Genomic DNA, 21,287 nt, shown 5'->3' on the forward strand with positions numbered 1-21,287 from the left:
TACGAGGTGTGCATGACCGGGCAACGGCTAGTCGACTCCGTCGATCGGACGGAACTGTCGTGACCCGGGCGAACCGGGCGTCCGGCGCCCGCGCCCGGCAGCGCGGGAAGTCGCTGCCGCAACTGCTGTCCGTGGCGGTGGAATCCAACCCCGGTGGGCTCGCGCTGTCGTGGGACGACGGCGTGTCCGCGCCGGTGCGCTGGACCTACGCCGAGCTCGACGAACGGTCCAACCGGCTGGCCCGGCTGCTGATCGCCTACGGCGTCGGCCCCGAGGACGTGGTGGCCGTCGGCATTCCCCGTTCGCCGGAATCGGTGCTGGCGATGTGGGCGGTGACCAAGACGGGCGCGGCGTTCCTGCCCGTCGACCCGAACTATCCACCTGCTCGGGTGAGTCACATGCTGGGCGATTCCGGTGCGGTGCTCGGGGTCGCGGTCGGCACGGCGATGGACCGTCTGCCCGGTGCGCTGAGGTGGTTGTGCCTCGATGACGAGGCCGTCCGGCGCGCGACCGACGACCAGCCCGGTGATCCGGTGACCTTCGCCGACCGGGTCCGTCCGCTGCGGCTACAGCACCCCGCCTACATCGTGTACACCTCCGGTTCCACGGGTCTGCCCAAGGGCGTGGTGGTGACGCACGCCGGGCTGGCCGGGTACTGCGCCGAACAGCGCGCGCACTACGCGATCGAGCCGACCTCGCGCACGCTGCACTTCGCCTCGCCCTCGTTCGACGCGGCCGTGCTCGAACTGTTGATGGCGGTGGGCGCCGGAGCCGCCATGGTGCTCGCGCCCGCGGGCATTCTCGGCGGCGCCGAGCTGGCCGACGTGCTGCGTCGCGAAGCCGTCACGCACATGTTCATCACCACCGCCGCGCTGGCATCGCTGGATCCGGCCGGGCTCGACGCGCTGGCCGTGGTCACCACCGGTGGCGAGGCGTGCCCGCCGGACCTGATCCGGCGCTGGGCCACGGATACCCGCCGGTTCCACGACTGTTACGGGCCGACCGAGACCACCATCGTGACCAATATCAGCGCGCCGCTGGTGGTCGGCGACACGATGAACATCGGGGCGCCGCTGCGTGGGGTGACCGAGTACGTGCTCGACGAGCGCCTGGTCCGGGTGCCCGACGGGATGATCGGCGAGCTGTACATCGCCGGTCACGGGCTGGCGCGTGGCTATCACCGTCAGCCGGGTCTCACGGCGTCGCGCTTCGTCGCCGATCCCTTCGCCGGGGCCGAGGCGCGGATGTACCGCACCGGCGACCTGGTGCGCCGCCGGGTGGACGGTGCGATCGAGTTCGTGGGACGCAACGACTTCCAGGTGAAGGTGCGTGGGTTCCGGATCGAACTGGGTGAGATCGACACCGTGCTCACCGGGCACGACACCGTCGACTTCGCGGTGACCGTGGGTCATGAACTCGACAACGGCACCACGATTCTCGCCGCGTACGTCCACGCCGCGCCCGGCGCGCGCATCGAGACCGACCAGCTGTTCGAGCACGCCAAGGCCGGGCTGCCCGCGCACATGGTGCCGACCGCGCTGACCGTGCTCGACGCCATTCCCCTGACGCCGGTCGGCAAACTCGATCGGGCCGCCCTGCCCGCGCCCACCCTGCGTGCCGAGGAGTTCCGGGCGCCCTCGGGTGCGATGGAAGAGCTGGTGGCGCATGTCTTCACCGAGTTGCTGGCACCGGAGAACCCGGTGGGCGCCGATGACGACTTCTTCGCCCTCGGCGGCAATTCGCTGCTCGCCACGCGGGCAGCCGCGCGCCTCGGAGCGGAGCTGTCGGCTCGGGTGCCCGCCGGTCACGTCTTCGAAAGTCCCACTGTCGCCGGTCTTGCTGCCCTGCTCGAACCGCTCAAGGGCGCGGGCGGCCACGCGCCGCTGGCACCTCGCGAACGCCCCGAGCTGATTCCGCTCTCGCCCGCCCAACAGCGGATGTGGTTCCTCAACCAGTTCGATCCGGGTTCGACCGCGGAGACGATCCCGTTCGCGCTGCGCCTGTCCGGACCGTTCGACGCGCGCGCCCTGCACGCGGCGCTGTCGGACCTGGTCGCCCGGCACGAATCCCTGCGCACTCTGTACCCGGTCCACACCGCCGAGGGGTACGAGCGAGGTGCCGACGGTGCGGTGGTGGACGGCGTCGGCCACCAGGTGGTGTTGCCGATGGCGCAAGCCGTCCCCGATGTGCTGGTCGACTCGCTCACCGAGGACGAATTGCCGCTGTGGCTGGGCGAATTCGCCGCCACCGGGTTCGATGTCGCCGCCGGTGTGCCGTTCCGGGTGGCGCTGGCCGAGCTCGGGCCGCACGATCACGTGCTCGCCGTGGCCTTGCACCACATCACCGCCGACGGCGCCTCGGTCGCACCGCTGCTGCGTGACCTGCTCGGCGCCTACCTCGCCCGCCGCAACCGATCGCGACCCCGATGGCAGCCGCTGCCGGTGCAGTACGTCGACTACACGCTGTGGCATCGCGAGCTCCTCGGCGCCGAAGACGACCCGGATTCGGTGGCCGCCGCCCAGATCGCGCACTGGCGCACGGCGCTCGCGGGACTGCCCGACCGACTCGACCTGCCGACCGATCGCCCACGCCCGCCCGTCTTCACCGGTCGCGGCGCCGAATTCGGGTTCCAGATTCCGGCGGCGGTGCACACGGCACTCGCCGCGCTCGCCCAGCGCAGCGGTACCTCCGAATTCATGGTCGTCCACGCGGCTTTCGCGGTGCTGCTGGGCCGGGTCGCGCACACCGACGACATCGCCATCGGCACCCCGGTGGCCGGTCGCGGTGCCAGGGAACTCGACGACCTGATCGGCATGTTCGTCAACACGCTCGTCCTGCGCACGCATCTCGACCCGCGCGCGAGCTTCGCCGAGCTGCTGCACGCGACCAAGCGGGCCGACCTCGCCGCTTTCGCCCACGCCGACCTGCCGTTCGAGCGCCTGGTAGAACTGCTCGATCCGGTTCGCTCGCAGGCCCATCACCCGCTGTTCCAGGTCGCCCTGTTCTTCCAGAATCTGGACCTGCCGAACCTGCGCCTGCCCGGCCTCGACGCCACTCCCGTCGAATTCGGCGGTGCGGTAGCGCGTTTCGACCTACAGCTCACGATCGTGCCGGGTGCGGACCCGGCCGAGCCGATGGCCGCGTCGTTCAACTACGCCACCGATCTGTTCGATGCGGCCACCATCGAGATCCTGGCGGCCCGGTTCACCCGCCTGCTCGACGCGGTCGCCACCGACGCCGGTCTCGCGATCGCCGACATCGACCTGCTCACCGAGGTCGAGCGGGAGCAGAGCCTGGTGAGCTGGAACGAAACCCGCCACCCCGTGCCGCCGGAGCCGATGCTCGACGCGTATCGCCGTGCGGTGCAGACGCATCCGGATGCCACCGCGCTGGTCTACGAGGACACCGAGCTGACCTACCGGCAGTTCGACGAGCGCGTGAATGCCCTCGCCCGGCTGCTGATCGACCAGGGCGTCGGTCCCGAAAGCCTTGTCGGCCTTGCTGTCCGGCGATCGCCCGACCTGGTGATCGGGATGTACGCGGTGCTCACCGCGGGTGGCGCCTACGTGCCGCTGGATCCCGACCATCCGGCCGATCGCATCGCCTACATCCTCGACACCGCCCGCCCGGCCTGCGTGCTGAGCACCCGTGCCGACGCCATCGAAGTTCCGCCCGGCACCTCGCTGCTGTTGCTCGACGAGCTCGATGTCGCCGGCGTACCGGGTGATCCCGTCCTCGCACCGGAGTTGCGCGCACCGCTGCACCCCGACCACCCGGCCTACGTCATCTTCACCTCGGGGTCCACGGGCAAGCCCAAGGGTGTCGCGATCTCGCACGCCGCCATCCACAACCAGCTCGTCTGGATGCTGGCGAAATACCCACTCGCGCTGGGCGATGTGTACCTGCAGAAAACCGCGACCACCTTCGACGTGTCGCTGTGGGGCTACTTCATGCCGCTGCGGGTCGGCGCGAAACTGGTGCTTGCCACCCCGGATGGCCACCGCGATCCTGCCTATCTGATCGACTTGATCGGCAAGCACAAGGTCACCGTCACCGACTTCGTCCCGTCGATGCTCACGATGTTCGCCACCCAGGCGGCAGCTGTCGGCACGGACTCCGCGTCCGAAGGCAATGCCGACCTGGAGTCGCTGCGCGAGATCTTCGTCATCGGTGAGGCGCTGCCCGCCGAGACCGTCGACGCCATGGCCGCGGTCAGTTCGGCCAGGTTGCACAATCTGTACGGGCCGACCGAAGCCGCTGTCTCGGTGACGTACTGGCCGGCCCGCCCTGGTGACCGCTCGGTGCCGATCGGTTTGCCGCAGTGGAACTCCCGCGTGTACGTCCTCGACGATCGGCTGCGACCGGTGCCACCCGGTATCGCGGGCGAGCTCTATCTCGCGGGCGATCAGCTCGCGCGCGGTTATGTCGCGCGACCCGGTCTCACCGCCGATCGATTCGTCGCCGACCCCTTCGCCCCGGCCTCCGGCCTCGCCGCGGCGGGCGCTCGCATGTACCGCACCGGTGACCTGGTGGTGTGGCGTCGGCCCACCGCGACTGCCCCGCACCGGCTGGACTACCTGGGGCGCATCGACTTCCAGGTGAAGTTCCGCGGACAGCGGATCGAGCTCGGCGAGATCGAGACCGCGCTGCTGGCGCACGAATCCGTCAGCCAGGCAGTGGCATTGGTCGCGGCGACCGAGCTCGGTGACCAGTTGGTCGCCTACGTGGTGCCCGCGCCCGGCCACGCCGCCGAGCCCGACCGGCTCCAAGCCGCTGTCTCGAAGACCTTGCCGGTCTACATGGTTCCGGCGTCGATCACCGTGCTCGGCGAACTGCCGCTCAATCCCAGCGGCAAGCTCGACCGCAAGGCGCTGCCCGCGCCGAGCTTCACCGCCCGGGCGTTCCGCGCGCCGAGCACCACCCAGGAGCGGCTCGTCGCCGATCTGTTCGGGGAAGTGCTCGGCCGCACCGACATCGGCGCCGACGACGACTTCTTCGCACTCGGTGGCAACTCGCTGATCGCCACCCGCCTGGTCGCCCGCCTCGGCGCCGCCACCGGTGGCCGCATCGCCGTGCGCACCCTCTTCGAAACCCCGACCGTCGCCGGGCTCGCGGCGGTGCTCGACCCCGGCGCGGTGGCGCAGCCGACCAGTGGCCTCGGCACCCTGCCCCGCCCCGACGAGCTGCCGCTGTCGCCCGCCCAGCGCCGGATGTGGTTCCTCAACCGCTTCGACCAGGGCGCCGACGACGGAGCCGCCGCCTACAACCTGCCCTTCGCACTACGGCTGACCGGCGCCCTCGACGTCGCGGCGCTCACCACCGCGCTGCGCGACGTACTGGCCCGCCACGAGGTCCTGCGCACGGTCTACCCCGACACCGCCGACGGCCCGATTCAGCAGGTTCTCCCCGCCGACCAGGTCCACCTCGACTTCACTGTGCACCGGATCAGTGCCGGGCAGCCGACGGCCGGCGAGGCCGGATCCCGGGATGCCGCGACCTCGCTGATCGCCGCGGTGACCGCGCTCGCGTCTACCGCGTTCGACGTGACCGTCGAGGTTCCGTTGCGGGTCCGGCTGTTCGATGTCACGGACAGCGGACCCGACGCGCCCACGGAGTACGTGCTCGCCGTGGTGGTGCACCACATCGCCGCCGACGCCTCCTCGATGGCGCCGCTGGTGCGCGATGTGACCACCGCCTACCTCGCACGGACCGCCGGACATGCCCCGGAGTGGGCCGCGCTGCCGGTGCAGTACGCCGACTACGCGCTGTGGCAGCTGGATCGGCTCGGTGCCGAGGACGAGACGGATTCGGCGGCTGCCCGACAGCTCTCGTTCTGGCGCTCCGAACTCGCCGGCCTGCCGGATCTGCTCGAACTGCCCGCCGACTACCCGCGGCCCGCCGTCGCCTCCCTCGCGGGTGGACGGGTGCCGGTGCGCATCGACGCCGAGACGCACGCCGCGCTCGCGGCGCTCGCGCGCGACCGCGGCGCCACGGTGTTCATGGTGTTGCACACCGCTTTCGCCGTCCTGCTGGCCCGGCTGTCCGGTGCCGCGGACGTGGCGGTGGGCACTCCCGTCGCCGGACGCGGAGAGCGCGAACTCGACGATCTGATCGGCATGTTCGTCAACACGGTCGTTCTGCGCACCCGCTACGACGGTGGCGCCACGTTCGCCGAGCTGCTCGCCGCCCAGCGCACGAGCGACCTGGCCGCCTTCGCCGCGGCCGATGTTCCGTTCGAGCGACTGGTCGAGGTGCTCGATCCGCCGCGCTCCACGGCACGTCACCCGCTGTTCCAGGTCGGTCTGTCCTTCCAGAACATCGACCGTGCCGCACTGGAACTGCCCGGCCTGCGGATCGCGCCGGTATCGGCGGAACTCGCTGTGTCGCAATTCGATCTGCATCTGATCGTCGGCGACGGTTACGACGCCGACGGGGCGCCCACCGGCATCGAGGGCTTCTTCACCTACGCCACCGATCTCTTCGACGCCGCGACGGTGGCGGCCTTCGCGGACCGGCTGACGTTGCTGCTCGACGCGGTGATTCGCGAGCCCGCCGTGGTGGTCGGTGATGTCGACCTGCGGTCCGCCGAGGAGCGCGCGACCGAAATCGTCAGTGGTGCCGCTGATCTCGCTGTGCCCGGTGGCACGCTCGCCGACCTGCCGTCGGTCGCCAGGCCCGAAGCTGTCGCACTCGTGGCCGACCTGCCCGAGGGTCGCCTCGAGCTCACCTACGCCGAGTTCGAATCACGGGTCAACAGGCTCGCGCGGCATCTGATCTCGATCGGCGTCGGTCCCGAGTCGCTGGTCGCGCTCGCCCTGCCACGGTCGATCGATCTCGTCGTCGCCATGTACGCGGTGACCAGGTCGGGCGGCGCCTACGTGCCTATCGACCCCGATCAGCCCGCCGATCGCACCGACTACATCCTGCACACCGCCGCCCCGATCTGCGTGCTCACCAACGGTTTCCGTACCGACGCCGCACCGGTGGTGCGCGTCGACCACCCGGTGATTGCCTCCGCTGATCCCAGCCCGATCACCGACGCCGACCGCCGCGCGCCGCTGCGCCCCGACAACACCGCCTACGTCATCTTCACCTCCGGCTCCACCGGTCGCCCCAAGGGCGTGGCGGTGCCGCACGCTGCGGTGATCAACCAGTTGCAGTGGCTACGCGGTGAATTCGGCACGGACGCCGCCGATGTGTTCCTGCTGAAGACCCCCGCCACCTTCGACCTGTCCGTCTGGGAATTCTGGTCCGCCGCCGTCTGCGGTGGCCGCCTGGTGATCGCCGCCCCCGACGGGCACCGCGACCCCGCCTACCTGGACGCCCTGATCACCGACGCGGGCGTCACCACCCTGACAGCGGTGCCGTCGCTGCTCGACGCGCTGTCCGGGTACTGGGAGTCGTCCGCGCACGACGAGAGCGGCGTCCCGAGCCGGGTCGTGCCGTTGACCCGCATCCTCGCGATCGGCGAATCCCTGCCCGCCGCGCTGGCCCAGCGCCTGCTGAAGACGTTGCCCGGCAACAGGATCGACAACCTGTACGGACCCACCGAGGCCGCTGTGTCGATCACCGATCACCGTGTCGGCACCGCCGACGTGCTGACCGTGCCGATCGGCGCGCCCGCATGGAACAGTCGCGTCTACGTTCTCGACGAGCGGTTGCGGCCCGTGGCCCCCGGCATCAGAGGCGAGCTGTATCTCGGCGGCGTCCAGCTGGCTCGCGGTTACCTGCGCAAAGCGGCCCAGACCGCTGATCGCTTCGTCGCCGATCCCTTCGAGCCCGGCGCTCGCATGTACCGCACCGGTGACCTGGTCGCGCGCACACCGCTGACCGAGGTACCGGACAGCCTGCCCCCAGCCGGTCGCGCCACAGCGGGCGGCGAGCTGATCTACCTGGGCCGCAGCGACTTCCAGGTGAAGATCCGCGGGTTCCGCGTGGAGCCCGGTGAGGTGGAAGCCGTGCTGCTCGGGCTGCCCGCGGTGAGCCAGGCCGCGGTGCTCGCCCGGACCGACGCCCATTTCGGTGATCGACTGGTCGCCTATGTGGTCGGCGCGGATCTCGATGTCGCACAGCTGAGGTCCGCGCTGGGGGACAAGCTGCCGACCTATCTGGTGCCCGACGCCTTCGCTGTCCTCGGGGAACTGCCCTACACCGTCAACGGCAAGCTGGATCGAAAGGCGTTGCCCGCGCCGGTCTTCGAGGCCGCCACCTTCCGCGCCCCGGCGACACCTACCGAACAGGTGGTCGCGGAGGTCTACGGCGAGATCCTCGGAGTCGCCTCCGTCGGCGCCGACGACGACTTCTTCGCCCTCGGCGGCAACTCGCTGCTCGCCACCAGGGCGGCGGCCCGGATCGGGACGGCGCTCGATCGCGCGGTCGGCGTCCGATTGCTGTTCGAAGCGCCGACGGTGGCCGATCTCGCCCTGCGCGTGCACCGATCGGACGAGGCCACCGCACCACGGCTGCTCGCCGGACCGCGCCCGCAGCGGGTGCCGTTGTCACTGGCACAGCAGCGGATGTGGCTGCTCAACCGGCTCGACCCCGACGCGACCGTCTACAACATCCCGGCCGCGATCCGCCTCACCGGCGCCCTCGACCTGACAGCCCTCGGGCTCGGTGTCGCCGACCTGTTCGCCCGGCACGAGGTGCTGCGCACCCGCTACCCGGCGCGCGGGGATGCGGCGATCCAGGATGTGCTCGCGCCCGACGCGGTGCGCGTCGACCTGACCCCGGTCGAGGTCGCCCCCGACCACCTCACCGACGAGGTGCGCCGGATCGTCGCCACCGGGTTCGACGTCACCGTCGAGCCGCCGGTCCGCGTGCGGCTGCTGCGCCTGGGCGCCGACGATCACGTCCTGGTGTTCGTCGCCCACCACATCAGCGCCGACGGATTCTCCATGGGGCCGCTCACCCGCGACCTCGTCCTCGCCTACACCGCGCGCACGGCCGGCTCGCCGCCCGCGTGGTCGCCGCTGCCGCTGCAATACGCCGATTACGCGGTGTGGCAACGCGACTCACTCGGCGACGAAGCCGACCCCGCCTCCACGGCCGCCGCCCAGCTGGCCTACTGGCACGACGAGCTCGCCGGCCTGCCCGAGGAGATCGCCCTCCCCGCCGACCGTTCGCGCCCTGCGGTGCAGTCCTTCGCGGGCGCCACCAGCACCTTCGAGATCGACGCCGCACTGCACGCCGAGCTCGCCGGCCTGGCCCGCGCGCAGGGCGTCACGGTGTTCATGGTCGTCCAGGCCGCGCTCGCGGTGCTGCTCGCCCGGCTCAGCGGCACCGACGACGTCGCCATCGGGACTCCGATCGCCGGCCGTGGCGCCCGTGAGCTCGACGATCTGGTCGGCATGTTCGTCAACACCCTGGTGCTGCGCAGCCGGATCACCGAGAGCGATCCGTTCACCGCGCTGCTCACCCAGACCCGCGACACCGATCTGCGCGCCTTCGCCCACGCCGACGTCCCGTTCGAGCGGGTGGTCGATGCGCTCCAACCCGCGCGGTCGGCGGGCCGACACCCGCTGTTCCAGGTGGCGCTGTCGTTCGAGAACCTCGCCCCGGTCGCCTTCGAACTGCCGGGAATCACGGTGGGCGCGCTCGACGCCCGCACTGCCGAGGCCAAGTTCGACCTGTTGCTCACCATGCGTGAGCAGCAGGACAACGGCGGCATGCACGCCGAATTCGCCTACGCGACAGACCTGTTCGATGCCGAGACGGTGCGGAGTTTCGGTGCGCGCTTCGTCCGGCTGCTCGCCGCCGTAGCCGCCGACCCCGATCTCGCCGTGGGCGATATCGACCTGCTCGACCCCGCCGAATTCCTCGCGAACATCACCTTCGCGGGCCCGGCGGCCGTGCCGGAGCGCACCCTCGCCCAGCTGATGGACGAGGCGGTGCGCGCCGATCCGACCGGCATCGCCCTGCGCGGTGACGGGCGCGGCTTCACCTACACCGAGCTCGATGCCGCCGCCAACCAGCTGGCCCGTGGCCTGATCGCCCGTGGTGCAGGCCCGGAAGTCGCAGTCGCCGTGGCGATTCGGCGCTCGGTCGAATCGGTGCTCGCGGTCTGGGCGATCGCGCGCACCGGCGCGGTGATCGTGCCGATCGACCCCGGCTATCCGGCCGAGCGGATCAGCCACATGGTCACCGACTCGGGCGCCGTCTTCGGTATCACCCTCGCCGCCGAACTCGCCGGATTGCCCACGCTGTCCGGCGCAGGCGGCTGGGTGGCGCTCGACGATCGGGCGTTCACCGCCGAGATCGCCGGCTGTGCCACCGTGGGCCTGCGCGAGATCGAACTGCTCACCCCGCCGAGCACCGCCAATGCCGCGTACATGATCTACACCTCCGGTTCGACCGGACTGCCCAAGGGCGTCGTTGTCACCCATGCCGGGCTCGCCAACTTCTGCGCCGAGCAGAAACAGCGCTACCGCCTCGACTCCGCGACGCGCGCACTGGCTTTCGCCTCCCCGTCGTTCGACGCGTCGGTGCTGGAGCTGCTGCTCGCCATCGGCGGCGCGGGCACGCTTGTGGTCGCTCCCGCCGGATCCGTCGGCGGCACCGAGCTCGCCGAGCTGATCCGTACGGAGGGCGTCACCCACACCTTCCTGACCCCCTCGGTGCTGGCCACCCTCGACCCCGACGGCGTTCCCGGTCTGCGCGTCCTGATCGTCGGTGGCGAACACGTACCCGCCGACCTCGCCGCGCGCTGGAACACGCTGCCCCAGCGGCACTTCCACAACGGGTACGGTCCCACCGAGACCACCGTCATGACCGCCATCAGCGACCCGCTGCGGCCGGGCGATGCCGTCCACATGGGCGGCCCGATCCGCGGCATCCGCGCCCTGATCCTCGACGAACGCCTTCGTCCGGTCCCCGGCGGTGTCACCGGCGAGCTCTACCTCGGCGGCATCCAACTCGCCCGCGGCTACCACCAGCGCCCCGCTCTCACCGCAGCGCGCTTCATCGCCGACCCGTTCGGTCCCGAGGGCGCCCGCCTCTACCGCACCGGCGACCTCGTTCGCCGACGTGGCGATGTCCTGGAGTTCCAGGGCCGCAACGACTTCCAGGTCAAGATCCGTGGACTGCGCATCGAGCTCGGTGAGATCGACGCCGTGCTGGCCGCCGCACCCGGAGTCTCCTGGGTCGCCACGCTCGGCCGCGACAACGGCGCCGGCTCGACGATGCTGGTGTCCTACGTCCTGGCCGACGAGGGCCGAGCGCTCGATACCGCCGAACTCACCGCGCTCGCCGCGCAGGTGCTGCCCGACTACATGGTGCCCGCCGCGATCATCGTCCTCGACGAGATTCCGCTGACTCCCGTGGGCAAGCTGGATCGGCGCGCGCTGCCGGACCCGCTCGCCGCTCGCGGCGAATACCGCCCGCCCCGTACCGCCGCCGAGAAGACCATCGCCCGGGTCGTCGCCGATGTCCTCGGCCACGACCGGGTCGGTCTCGACGACGACTTCTTCGCTCTCGGCGGCGACAGCATCACCGCCATCCAGGTCGTGTCGCGGGCCTCGGCCGCCGGAGTGGTCCTGCGACCGCGCGACCTGTTCGACGCGCGCACCGTCGCCGCGCTCGCCGGACGCGCCGAAGTCGCCGTCGCGCCGAGTGCGCCGTCGGCCACGCTCCCGCTCACCGCCACCGCCGCCCAGCTCGCCGAAGCGGGCGAGGCCGCGGTCGAACCCCGCGCGGTACTGCTCGAAGTGCCCGCAGACTGCCCGGACGAGGCCGTCGCGGCCGCCGCAGCCGCGGTGATGAACCAGCATCCGATGCTGTGGGCGCTGCTCGACCGCACCGGCGACACGCCGGTGCTGCGCATCCCGCCGCCCGACGAACGCATCGGCGACGCCTTCCGCAGGCTCGACAACGAAGACGGTGAGTCCTCGCTACCCGTCGACGACATCGTGGCCGCGGCCTCGGCAGCGCTCGACCCGGACGAGGGCCGCAACATCCACTTCGTCCTCACCGGCGACGCCGGTAGCTCGGCCACCCTGGTCGTCGTCGCCAATGCCCTCGTCCTGGACGAGAATTCGTGGCGCGCGGTGGTCGACCAGCTGACCACGGCCTGGAGTCGCGGCCGCCACGCCGCACCCGCCGCACCCGATGCCGGACTCGGCGACCTGGTACGCCACCTCGCGGCATACCCGTCCACCGCCGCCGCACGAGCCGAACGCGCCTACTGGCATCGCGCGATCCGATCCAGGGCAGGCGAATCCGCCGATCTGCACCTGCGCAACCGGGTCTCGCTGAGCATCACCGGCGAGGGCACCACCGCGGTGCGCACCGTCGCCGATGCCTACCGCGCCACTGTCGACGAGGTACTGCTCACCGCCGCCGCGCTGGCCCTGCACACGGCCGCCGACACCGCCGCGGCACGGGCGATCGGCACGGTGGTGCGGCTGCGCGCCGACCAGCGCCTGCTCGGCCGACCCGATGCGGAGAACGTCGTCGGCGGGTTCACCACCGACTACCCGCTCGCGCTGCGCCTGGACGGCATCGACGTCGCCGACGCGCTCGTCGGCGGTCCCGCCGCGGGAACGGCCCTGGCCCAGATCAAGGAACTGCGCCGCGCGGTTCCCGCCCACGGCGCCGGCTTCGGTCTGCTCCGCTACCTCGACACCGAGACCGCCGACAGTGTCCGCACATTGGATCGCGGCCGATTCGCCGTCCGTCTGCGCGACCTGCGCCCCGCGCGCGTGCACACCGATGTGGCCGCCGACGACCTCGCCCTGGTGCTCACGGTCGACGCGACCGATGACGGCTTGGTCGCCCGATTCGACTACGCCACCGCCGTACTCACCGCGGACGCGGTCAAGACCTTCGCCGAACACTGGATCCGCGCGCTCGGCGGACTCGCCGAACACGGATTGCAGCCCGGCGCGGGCGGATTCACGCCGTCGGACTTCCCGCTGGTGCGACTCGGCCAAACCGAGCTGACGCGTCTGGTCCGCCGCTACCCGCTGCTCAGCGACGTGTGGCCGGTGACGCCGCTGCAATCGGGCATGCTGTTCCACGCACTGCTCGCGGAGAACTCGGTCGACCCCTACATCACCCAGTTCGTGCTCGACCTCGATCTGTCCGTGGACGACGAGAAACTGCACGAGGCGGCACAGGCCGTGCTCGACCGGCACGACAACCTGCGCGTCGCGTTCGCCACCGACGCCGCGGGCACCCCCCTGCAAGTGGTGCTCGACGACATCGACGTGCCGTGGCAGGTCATCGACACAGTGCTCGATGGCGCCCCTCCCGAGGGCCCTGCGTGGTCACGCTCCGCTGCCGCCTCCGGGCCCGCCGGTCGGGGCGCGGACGACGCCGCCTACCAGCGCATTCGCGCCGCCGATCTGGCCGCGCACTTCGACATGGCCACCGCGCCGCTGCTGCGGTTCACGCTGGTGCGCACCGCCGAGACCGCGCACCTGCTCGTCACCAGCCACCACATCCTGATCGACGGCTGGTCGACCCCGCTGCTGCTACAGGAACTGCTCACCGCGTACGTGGTCGGCGGTCGGAGCAGGCGCCTGCCCAAGGTCGCGCCCTACCGCGACTACCTGGCCTGGCTCGTCGGCCAGGATCTCGAAGCCGCCAGGACCGCATGGCGCACCGCGCTCACCGGCCTGGCCGAACCCACTCCGCTCGCGCCCGTCGATCAGGGCCGCGAGATCGCCACGGGCACCGGCGAAACCGGGTTCGTGCTCGCCCCGGCGGACACCGCCGCGCTGAGCGAGCTCGCCGCGAGCCTCGGCGTCACGGTGAACACCGTGGTCCAGGCGGCCTGGGGCCTGCTCATCGCACGGCTGGTGGATCGCGACGACGTGGTGTTCGGCGCCACCGTCTCGGGCAGGCCGGCCGAGCTCGACGGCGTGGAACGAATGGTCGGGCTGTTCCTCAACGCGATTCCCGTTCGCGTGCGGTTGCGTCCCGGCGACACCGTCGCCGAGCTGCTGCGCACACTGCAGGACGATCAAGCCGCGCTGCTCGATCACCACTATCTGGGGCTCGGTGAGATCCAGGAGATCGCGGGCATCGACGCGCTGTTCGACTCGCTCGTCGTCTTCGAGTCGTTCCCGGTCGACCGCGAAGGACTGGCACAGGCCGCGTCCGGATCGGCCGCCGTCACCGGGATGGACGCGGCCAACGGCACCCACTACCCGCTCACCGTGCAGGTGGTCGCCGACGGGCAGCTCCGGGTCTCGGTGAAGTACCTGCGCGATGTGTTCGGCGAGGACACCGCCACCGCGCTGGCGCAACGCTTTTCGATGCTGCTGGCGAGGTTCGTCGCGAGTCCGCAGGCCAGGATCGCCGAGATCGATGTGCTGCTCGCGGAGGAACGCGCGACCCTGGCGGCGGTCAACGCCACCGACGCGCCCGAACTGCTCGACGAGGCGACCCTGCTGTCGCTGTTCGACGCGCAGGTCCGGCGCACGCCCCAGGCCACCGCACTGGTCGACGGTGAAACCACCTACACCTACGCGGAATTCGACGAACGCGTGCGCGAGCTCGCCGGTTCCCTCCGTGCACGGGGCGCCCGGCCGGAGACGCTCGTCGCGGTCGCGATGCGGCGCGGCATCGACCTGGTGACCGCGATCTACGCGGTGCTGCGGACCGGTGCGGCGTACGTACCGGTCGACCCGGACCACCCCGCCGAACGGACCGACCGGGTGCTGGCTTCGGCCGCGCCGATCTGTGTGCTCGCCACCGCCGGTTTCACCACCGACTCCGGCATTCCCGTCCTCGAGCTAGCCGCCGTCAGTGGCGAAGCGGCGGAGCTGGAGCTGCCGAAGGCCGACAATCTCGCCTACGTCATCCACACCTCCGGGTCCACCGGCACGCCCAAGGGCGTCATGCTGACGCACCGGCAGCTGGTCAACCAGTTCCGCTGGGCGCAGCGCACCTACCCGCACGGCCCCGGCGACGTGGTTCTGCACAAGACCCCGGTCACCTTCGACATCTCCACCTGGGAGTTGCTGTGGCCGTTGCAGACCGGCGCCACGGTGGTGATCGCCGCCCCCGACGGTCACCGTGACCCGGCCTATCTGGCCGAGGTGATCACCGAACGAGCCGTCACCACCGTGCATTTCGTGCCGTCGATGCTGGACGCCTTCCTCGCCGACCGTGACACGGGCGAATTCCCCTCGCTGCGGCGGGTGTTCGCGGCGGGCGAGGCGCTGACGTCCTCGACCGCGCGCCGGTTCGGCCAGGTGCTGCCCGCGGCGGCGCTGGTCAACTGGTACGGCCCCGCCGAAGCCACCGTGGTGACCGCGGCGCAGGTAGAAGCCGGTCCCGCCGTGGGTATCTCGATCGGCATACCGGTCGCCAACACGCGCGTCCACGTGCTCGACCGGCAACTGCGACCCGTCCCGCCCGGTACCGCGGGGGAGCTGTACCTGGAAGGGGTGCAGCTGGCCCGCGGCTACCTCGGCGCGCCCACCCTCACGGCCGAGCGCTTCGTCGCCCATCCCGGCGGCGGCCGGCTCTACCGCACCGGCGACGTCGTGCGCTGGACTACCGACGAGAGCCTGGAGTACCTGGGCCGCAGTGACTTCCAGGTGAAGCTGCGCGGTCAGCGCATCGAGCTCGGTGAGGTCGAGGCGGTCTTGCGCGATCATCACAGTGTCCGGCATGCTGCCGTCGCGCTCGTCCACGGCCCGACGGGAGACCGGCTGGTCGGCTACGTGGTGCCGGTCGAACCGCCGGTCGAGGAAGCCCCCGCGTCGGCCCGACCGGAGGGCTATTCGATCGAAAGCGGCGCCACTACCACTGGTTTCGATCAAGTCGCGTTGCTCACCCATGCCAGGGCAGCGCTCCCGTCGTACATGGTTCCGGCGACCGTGGTGATCCTGAGCTCGCTGCCGCTCAACGCCAGCGGCAAGCTCGACCGCAAGGCCCTGCCCGTCCCCGCCTTCACCACACGCGCCTACCGGCCGCCGACCACGCCGTTGCAGCGTGCCGTCGCCGAGGTGTACGCGGAGGTGCTCGGCGCGGGCAAGGTCGGCCTCGACGACGACTTCTTCGAACTCGGCGGCAACTCCCTGATCGCCACCAAGGCGATCAGCCGCCTGCGTACCAGGGTCGGCGCCGAGGTGCGGGTGCAATGGTTCTTCACCGACGCCACTGTCGCCGCGCTGGCCGAGCGGATCGACGCCACCCAGTCCGCCGGCGGCGATCGCGACCTCACCTCCGACCTCGAATCCGACGACGCCCTCGGCGTCCTGCTGGCCATCCGCAACCGGGTGCCGCACGGCACGGAAGCCGGCGGAGCGCTGTTCTGCATCCACCCGATGTACGGGCTGTCCTGGTGCTACGCCGGGCTGGCACAGTACATTCCGGCGCGGCGGCCGATCTTCGGGCTCCAGTCGCCCGCGCTGAGCGAGGCGGGCTACCTGCCGGGCACGCTCGCCGAGATGGCGCGCCGCTACGCCGCCGAGATCAGGACCCAGCAGCCGCACGGCCCGTACCGGCTGATGGGCTGGTCGCTGGGCGGTGTGCTCGCCCACGCCGTCGCCACCGAACTCCAGGCGGCGGGGGAGCAGGTGTCGTTGCTGGCGATGCTGGATTCGCATCCCGATATCGATGTCCCCGATTTCCACACGGCGGTCCGCGACGCGCTCGCCGAACTCGGCGTCGACATCAGCGCGGCGCTGCCCGCCGCGGGGGTGCGCGAACTCAGCGAGGACGCACTGGCCGCGCTCCACGCGATCATCCCGGCCAACATGGCCGTACTCACCCCCGAACGGGTGCGCCGGATCTATCGCAGCGCGGTGCGCTCGGCCGAGCTGATCGCCGAACACCGGCCCGCGGTGTTCCGTGGCAGGCTGGAATACTTCAGCGCGCTCGGACATGAGGCGGCGGCGGCCAATTGGGCCCCGTATGTCGACGGCGCGGTGCGTGATCGGCCGGTCGCGGTGGTGCATGATCAGATGACCTCGCCGCAGGCGCTGGCGGAGATCGGTCCGCGATTGGCGGAGCTGCTCGACGCCGGTGACCGCGCGGCCGGGGCACGGTGACACCAACGCTGGTGCGCGGCGACATGAACGCTGGGGCGCAATGACATCAGCGGTGCCGGTGAGGCATGATGTGACCGCGCTGTTGTAACGATTACCCCTGTTGTAACCACCGGATAACCCGTAGGGTCTGGCTGGTTGCAACTTCGTGCCCTGTCGGAGCACGGACCGAATCGGAATTCGAGACGAAGCGAAGGTGCGAAATTGATGCGTCGGCACACCCGGCGTCGTGGCTCCCGGGCCGCGGCGATGATCGCGGCAACGGCAGTGGCGGCGGGACTGATGTCCGGCATCGGTACGAGCCCGGCATCAGCTGACCCGATCATCGATTCCAAGAGCCTGCTCGCCAACCCGGTCTCCGAGGACGGCTCCAAGATCGTCAAGGCCGAAGTGAAGGACTCGCGCAGTCTGCGACTGCACGTGTACTCCGCGGCCATGGACCAGAACATCATCGTCGACGTGCAGCGCCCCGCCGACGCCTCGGTCCCGCGCCCGACCCTGTACCTGCTCAACGGTGCGGGCGGCGGCGAGGATTCGGCGTCGTGGGTGGCCAAGACCGACGCGCTCGAATTCCTCGGCGACAAGAACGTCAACGTCATCCAGCCGATCGGTGGCGCCTGGAGCTACTACACCGACTGGATCCACGACGACCCGGTCCTCGGCCGCAACAAGTGGAAGACCTTCTTCACCGAGGAACTGCCCCCGCTGGTCGACGGCGCGCTCGGTACCAACGGTGTGAACGCCATCGCGGGTCTGTCCACCTCCGGCACCACCGTGCTCGCGCTGCCGATCGCCAAGCCCGGCCTGTACAAGGCGGCCGCGGCGTACAGCGGTTGCGCGCAGACCTCCGACCCGGTCGGTTCGGAGTTCGTGAAGGTCACGGTCGAGACCTGGGGTGGCGGCGACACCATGAACATGTGGGGTCCGCAGGGCTCGCAGAATTGGGTCGCGAACGACCCGTACGTGAATGCCGAAGGTTTGCGCGGCCTCGATCTCTACATCTCCACCGGCAACGGCCTGCCCGGCCCGTACGACACCCTCGACGGTCCGTACGCGCTGCCCGGCGCCTACGGCCTGGCCAACCAGATCGTCATCGGTGGCGTCATCGAGGCCGGCACCAACTACTGCACGCACAACCTGGCCAACCGGCTCAACGAGCTGGGTATCCCGGCGACCTTCAACTTCCGCCCCAGCGGCACCCACTCGTGGGGCTACTGGAAGGACGAGCTGAAGCTGTCGTGGCCGACCCTGGCCCGCGGGCTCGGCCTGTAAGCGCCGGTTTCTCCCGAACCGCCCCGATAGCGAGCACGTCGCTGCCGGGGCGGTCCCATTTCCTCGACCTGCCCTCGACGTTTGCGAATTGTGGTTAACTTAGGTTGACTTGGACCAACCCGGTTCGCGCAACGGAAAGTGAGTGCATGGTCGCCGATCGCAGTGAGGCCGAACAGGCCCGCGAGCCGACGGCCGCACCTGCCCGTGTCGTGCGCCGCAGGCCGAAGGACCGCAAGATGCAGATCATGCGGGCCGCCGCCCGTGCGTTCAGCGCGCGCGGCTACTACCCGGTCGGCGTGGACGAGATCGCCGCCGAGGTCGGCATCTCCGGACCCGCGCTGTACCGCCACTTCGCCAACAAATACGCGCTGCTCGTCGCCGCCGCCGAGGAGGGTGCTCGGGGTTTGCGCGATGTCGCCGCGGCGGCCGACGACCCGTCGCTGAGCCCGGAAGCCAGGCTCGACGCGGTGCTCACCGCCGTCGCCGAACGCAACATCGACATCCGGCGCGAGGCCGGGCTCTACCGCTGGGAACGCCGCTACCTCGAGCCCGACGACCGGGTGCGCATTCGCGCGTTCTATCGCGAACTCGAGGCGAACGTCGCCGCGCGGATCGCCGACGTCCGGCCGGAGGCGAGCGCCGACGACCGCATCCTGCTCGCCGTCGGCGCGCTGAGTTCGCTGGCCAGCATCGCCGCGCACCGCACCACCCTCTCGCACGGCCGCATGCTCGCGGTGCAGCGCGAGATGGCCTGGGCGATCGTGCGCGCCGAGCTGCCGCCGACCCCCGCCGCGGCCGAGCCCGACAAGCAGCCCCGTGGCCTGCCGGTCACCTCGAAACGTGAACAGCTGCTCACCGAGGCGATCCGGATCTTCGGCCGCAACGGGTATCACGAATCCGGCATCGAGGAGATCGGCGCCGCCGTCGGCATCAACGCCTCCAGCGTGTACCGCCACTTCGACAGCAAGGCCGACCTGCTCGCGGCCGCCTTTCATCGCACCGCCGACCGGCTCGCGGTCGCGATCGGCGAGGCGCTGGCCGAGAGCGAGAACCGGGCCGACGCCGCCCGCCGCATCGCCGACCAGCACGCGCGCCTCACCTTCGCGACGCCCGAGATCGCGCCCGTCTACTACGCGGAGTTCAGCAACCTCCCGCAGGCCGAACAGCACCGCCTGCGCGCCATCCAGCGGCAGAACATCCTGGAATGGGCCAACCTGCTCGACGGCGACCCGATCGAAGCCCGCTTCCGGGTGCACGCCGCGGTCGGCCAGATCATCGATGTCGGCCGGCTGTTGCGCTTCGACTCGCGCCCCGAACAGCTCGCCCGCCTCGCCGCGCTGACCGGCGCGGTGCTGCTCGGCAGCGGCTCGGCGGACGGGAACTAGCCGCTCAGCCGCGGCCGTGGCGTAAACGGAACAGGGCTTTCGCCGTCTGTAAGTGCCCTGGTCGGCGGTCGAAGGTCGACAGCCGGATCGGGGCCCGGTAGCGCCTGCGCGCGATCGACATCGTGCGGCTGTATTCGTACAGCCCGTGCTGACCGTGGCTGTGTCCCTGGCCGTATTCGCCGACACCGCCGAACGGCAGGGCCGGGATGCCGGTGAACGCGGTCGACGAATTCACCGTCACCACACCCACTTTCAGCTGTTCGGCGATGAGCTCCGCACTGGGGATGTCGAGGGTGAAGATGGTGACGGCGATGCCGTTGCCCGCCGCGTTCACCCGGGTGACCGCATCGGCCAGGTCGGCGACCCGGTTCACCACGAGCACCGGGCCGAGCCCTTCGCCGGTGATCGCGATGCTCTCCTCCGGCACCTCGGCCAGCACGATCGGCTCCACGTACGGGTCGCGGAACGAATCGAGCCCCCCGAGCACCGCGTGCCCGCCGTGGGCGAGCGCGTCACGGACCTGTCTGCGCACCACGTCGACCTGGGTGGCATTGATCATCGGCCCGTAGGAGGCGCGGTTGTCGGCACCGGGACGCAGTTTCGCCGCCCGCTCGGCCACCCTGGCCAGGAAGTCGTCGAACACCGAATCGGCGACATAACAGCGCTGGATGCCCGAGGAGTTCTGCCCGGCATTGGCCATCGCCCCGAACACCGCCGCCTCCGCGGCCGCGTCGAGCACCGCGTCGACGTGCACGATCATGCTGCCCTTGCCGCTGTTCTCCACCACCACCGGCGTCAGCGTCTGGGCGCACAGCGCGATCACCTCGCGTCCGCGCGCTTCGGGCCCGGCGTAGGCGATCTTGTCCACCTCGGCCTTGCACAGGGCGGTAGCGGTCCGCGAATTTCCGGTAACCGCTTGCAGCACGGGCTGTTCGGGCGATACCGCGGCCCAGCTGTCGGCCAGCCAGGTGCCGACACCGGTACTGAGTTCGTGCGGATTGAACACCACCGTGTTGCCAGCGGCCATGGCATAGGCGATCGAACCCATCGGCGTGAAGACCGGGTTGTTCCACGCGCCGAGTACGCCGATCACGCCCAGCGGGAGGTAGCCGACGGAGGCGTGCTGATTGCGGGTGAACCAGCCGGTGGACAGGCGCTTTCGGCCCAGCGTGCGCTCGGCGTTGCGGGCGGCCCAGTCCAGATTCTCCACCGCCAGCATCACTTCGAGAGTGGCGTCGGCCTCCGGTTTGCCGGTCTCGCTGCGCAGCAGCTCCACCAACTCGCCTGCGTTCCTGGCGATCTCGCGACGCCAGTCGAGGAGCAGGTGCTTGCGCTCGCTGAACGCGAGTTCCCCCCACCAGTTCTGGGTGGCGCGCGCGGTGCGCACAGCGCGGGTGACCTCGGCCGTGCCCTGCACGGGATACTGCGCGAGCTGTTCACCGGTGCGCGGATCGAAAGCCGTGAGCACATCGGATCGACCGGCGGGCGCGGCGGCGGTAGGAGCCGACTCGACCATGGTCACCTCCCCAAGATCGAACACGCCCGCGCGCGGGCCGGTGAGACGAGTGTTTCCCCGCTGTCAGCGTATGGGCGCGCGGCCCGGCCGACAAGGTTCGCGCACTGCCCT

General features: G+C 70.7%; 4 protein-coding genes. 3 read left to right on the plus strand and 1 reads right to left on the minus strand.

From position 1 onward, the window contains the following. Nucleotides 1-8: 8 nt before the first annotated feature. The 3 genes from ACFVVI_RS21410 to ACFVVI_RS21420 all read left to right on the plus strand — a co-directional run bounded on the left by ACFVVI_RS21410 (nucleotide 9) and on the right by ACFVVI_RS21420 (nucleotide 19,660). On the plus strand, nucleotides 9-17,006 hold the full coding sequence (locus ACFVVI_RS21410) for an amino acid adenylation domain-containing protein (RefSeq protein WP_387446456.1): 16,998 nt from the start codon (nucleotides 9-11) through the stop codon (nucleotides 17,004-17,006). A gap of 246 nt (nucleotides 17,007-17,252) precedes the next feature. Then, nucleotides 17,253-18,275: an alpha/beta hydrolase gene (locus ACFVVI_RS21415; protein ID WP_387446547.1), complete on the plus strand. Its 1,023-nt coding sequence runs from the start codon at nucleotides 17,253-17,255 to the stop codon at nucleotides 18,273-18,275. 146 nt (nucleotides 18,276-18,421) lie between these two features. Next, nucleotides 18,422-19,660: a TetR/AcrR family transcriptional regulator gene (locus ACFVVI_RS21420; protein WP_378993709.1), complete on the plus strand. Its 1,239-nt coding sequence runs from the start codon at nucleotides 18,422-18,424 to the stop codon at nucleotides 19,658-19,660. A gap of 4 nt (nucleotides 19,661-19,664) precedes the next feature. Here the strand turns inward: ACFVVI_RS21420 and ACFVVI_RS21425 are convergent, their stop codons facing one another. Further along, nucleotides 19,665-21,176 (minus strand): aldehyde dehydrogenase family protein, encoded by a 1,512-nt coding sequence (locus ACFVVI_RS21425; RefSeq protein ID WP_378993723.1) that lies wholly within the window; start codon nucleotides 21,174-21,176, stop codon nucleotides 19,665-19,667. Nucleotides 21,177-21,287: the final 111 nt, after the last annotated feature.

Source organism: Nocardia sp. NPDC058114, from assembly GCF_042884695.1.
Taxonomy (GTDB): domain Bacteria; phylum Actinomycetota; class Actinomycetes; order Mycobacteriales; family Mycobacteriaceae; genus Nocardia.

Bases quoted from the DNA above. Each gene is read 5' to 3' on its own strand.
- ACFVVI_RS21415 (WP_387446547.1), top strand. From the start codon at position 17,253: ATGATCGCGGCAACGGCAGTGGCGGCGGGACTGATGTCCGGCATCGGT.
- ACFVVI_RS21420 (WP_378993709.1), top strand. From the start codon at position 18,422: ATGGTCGCCGATCGCAGTGAGGCCGAACAGGCCCGCGAGCCGACGGCC.
- ACFVVI_RS21425 (WP_378993723.1), bottom strand. From the start codon at position 21,176: ATGGTCGAGTCGGCTCCTACCGCCGCCGCGCCCGCCGGTCGATCCGAT.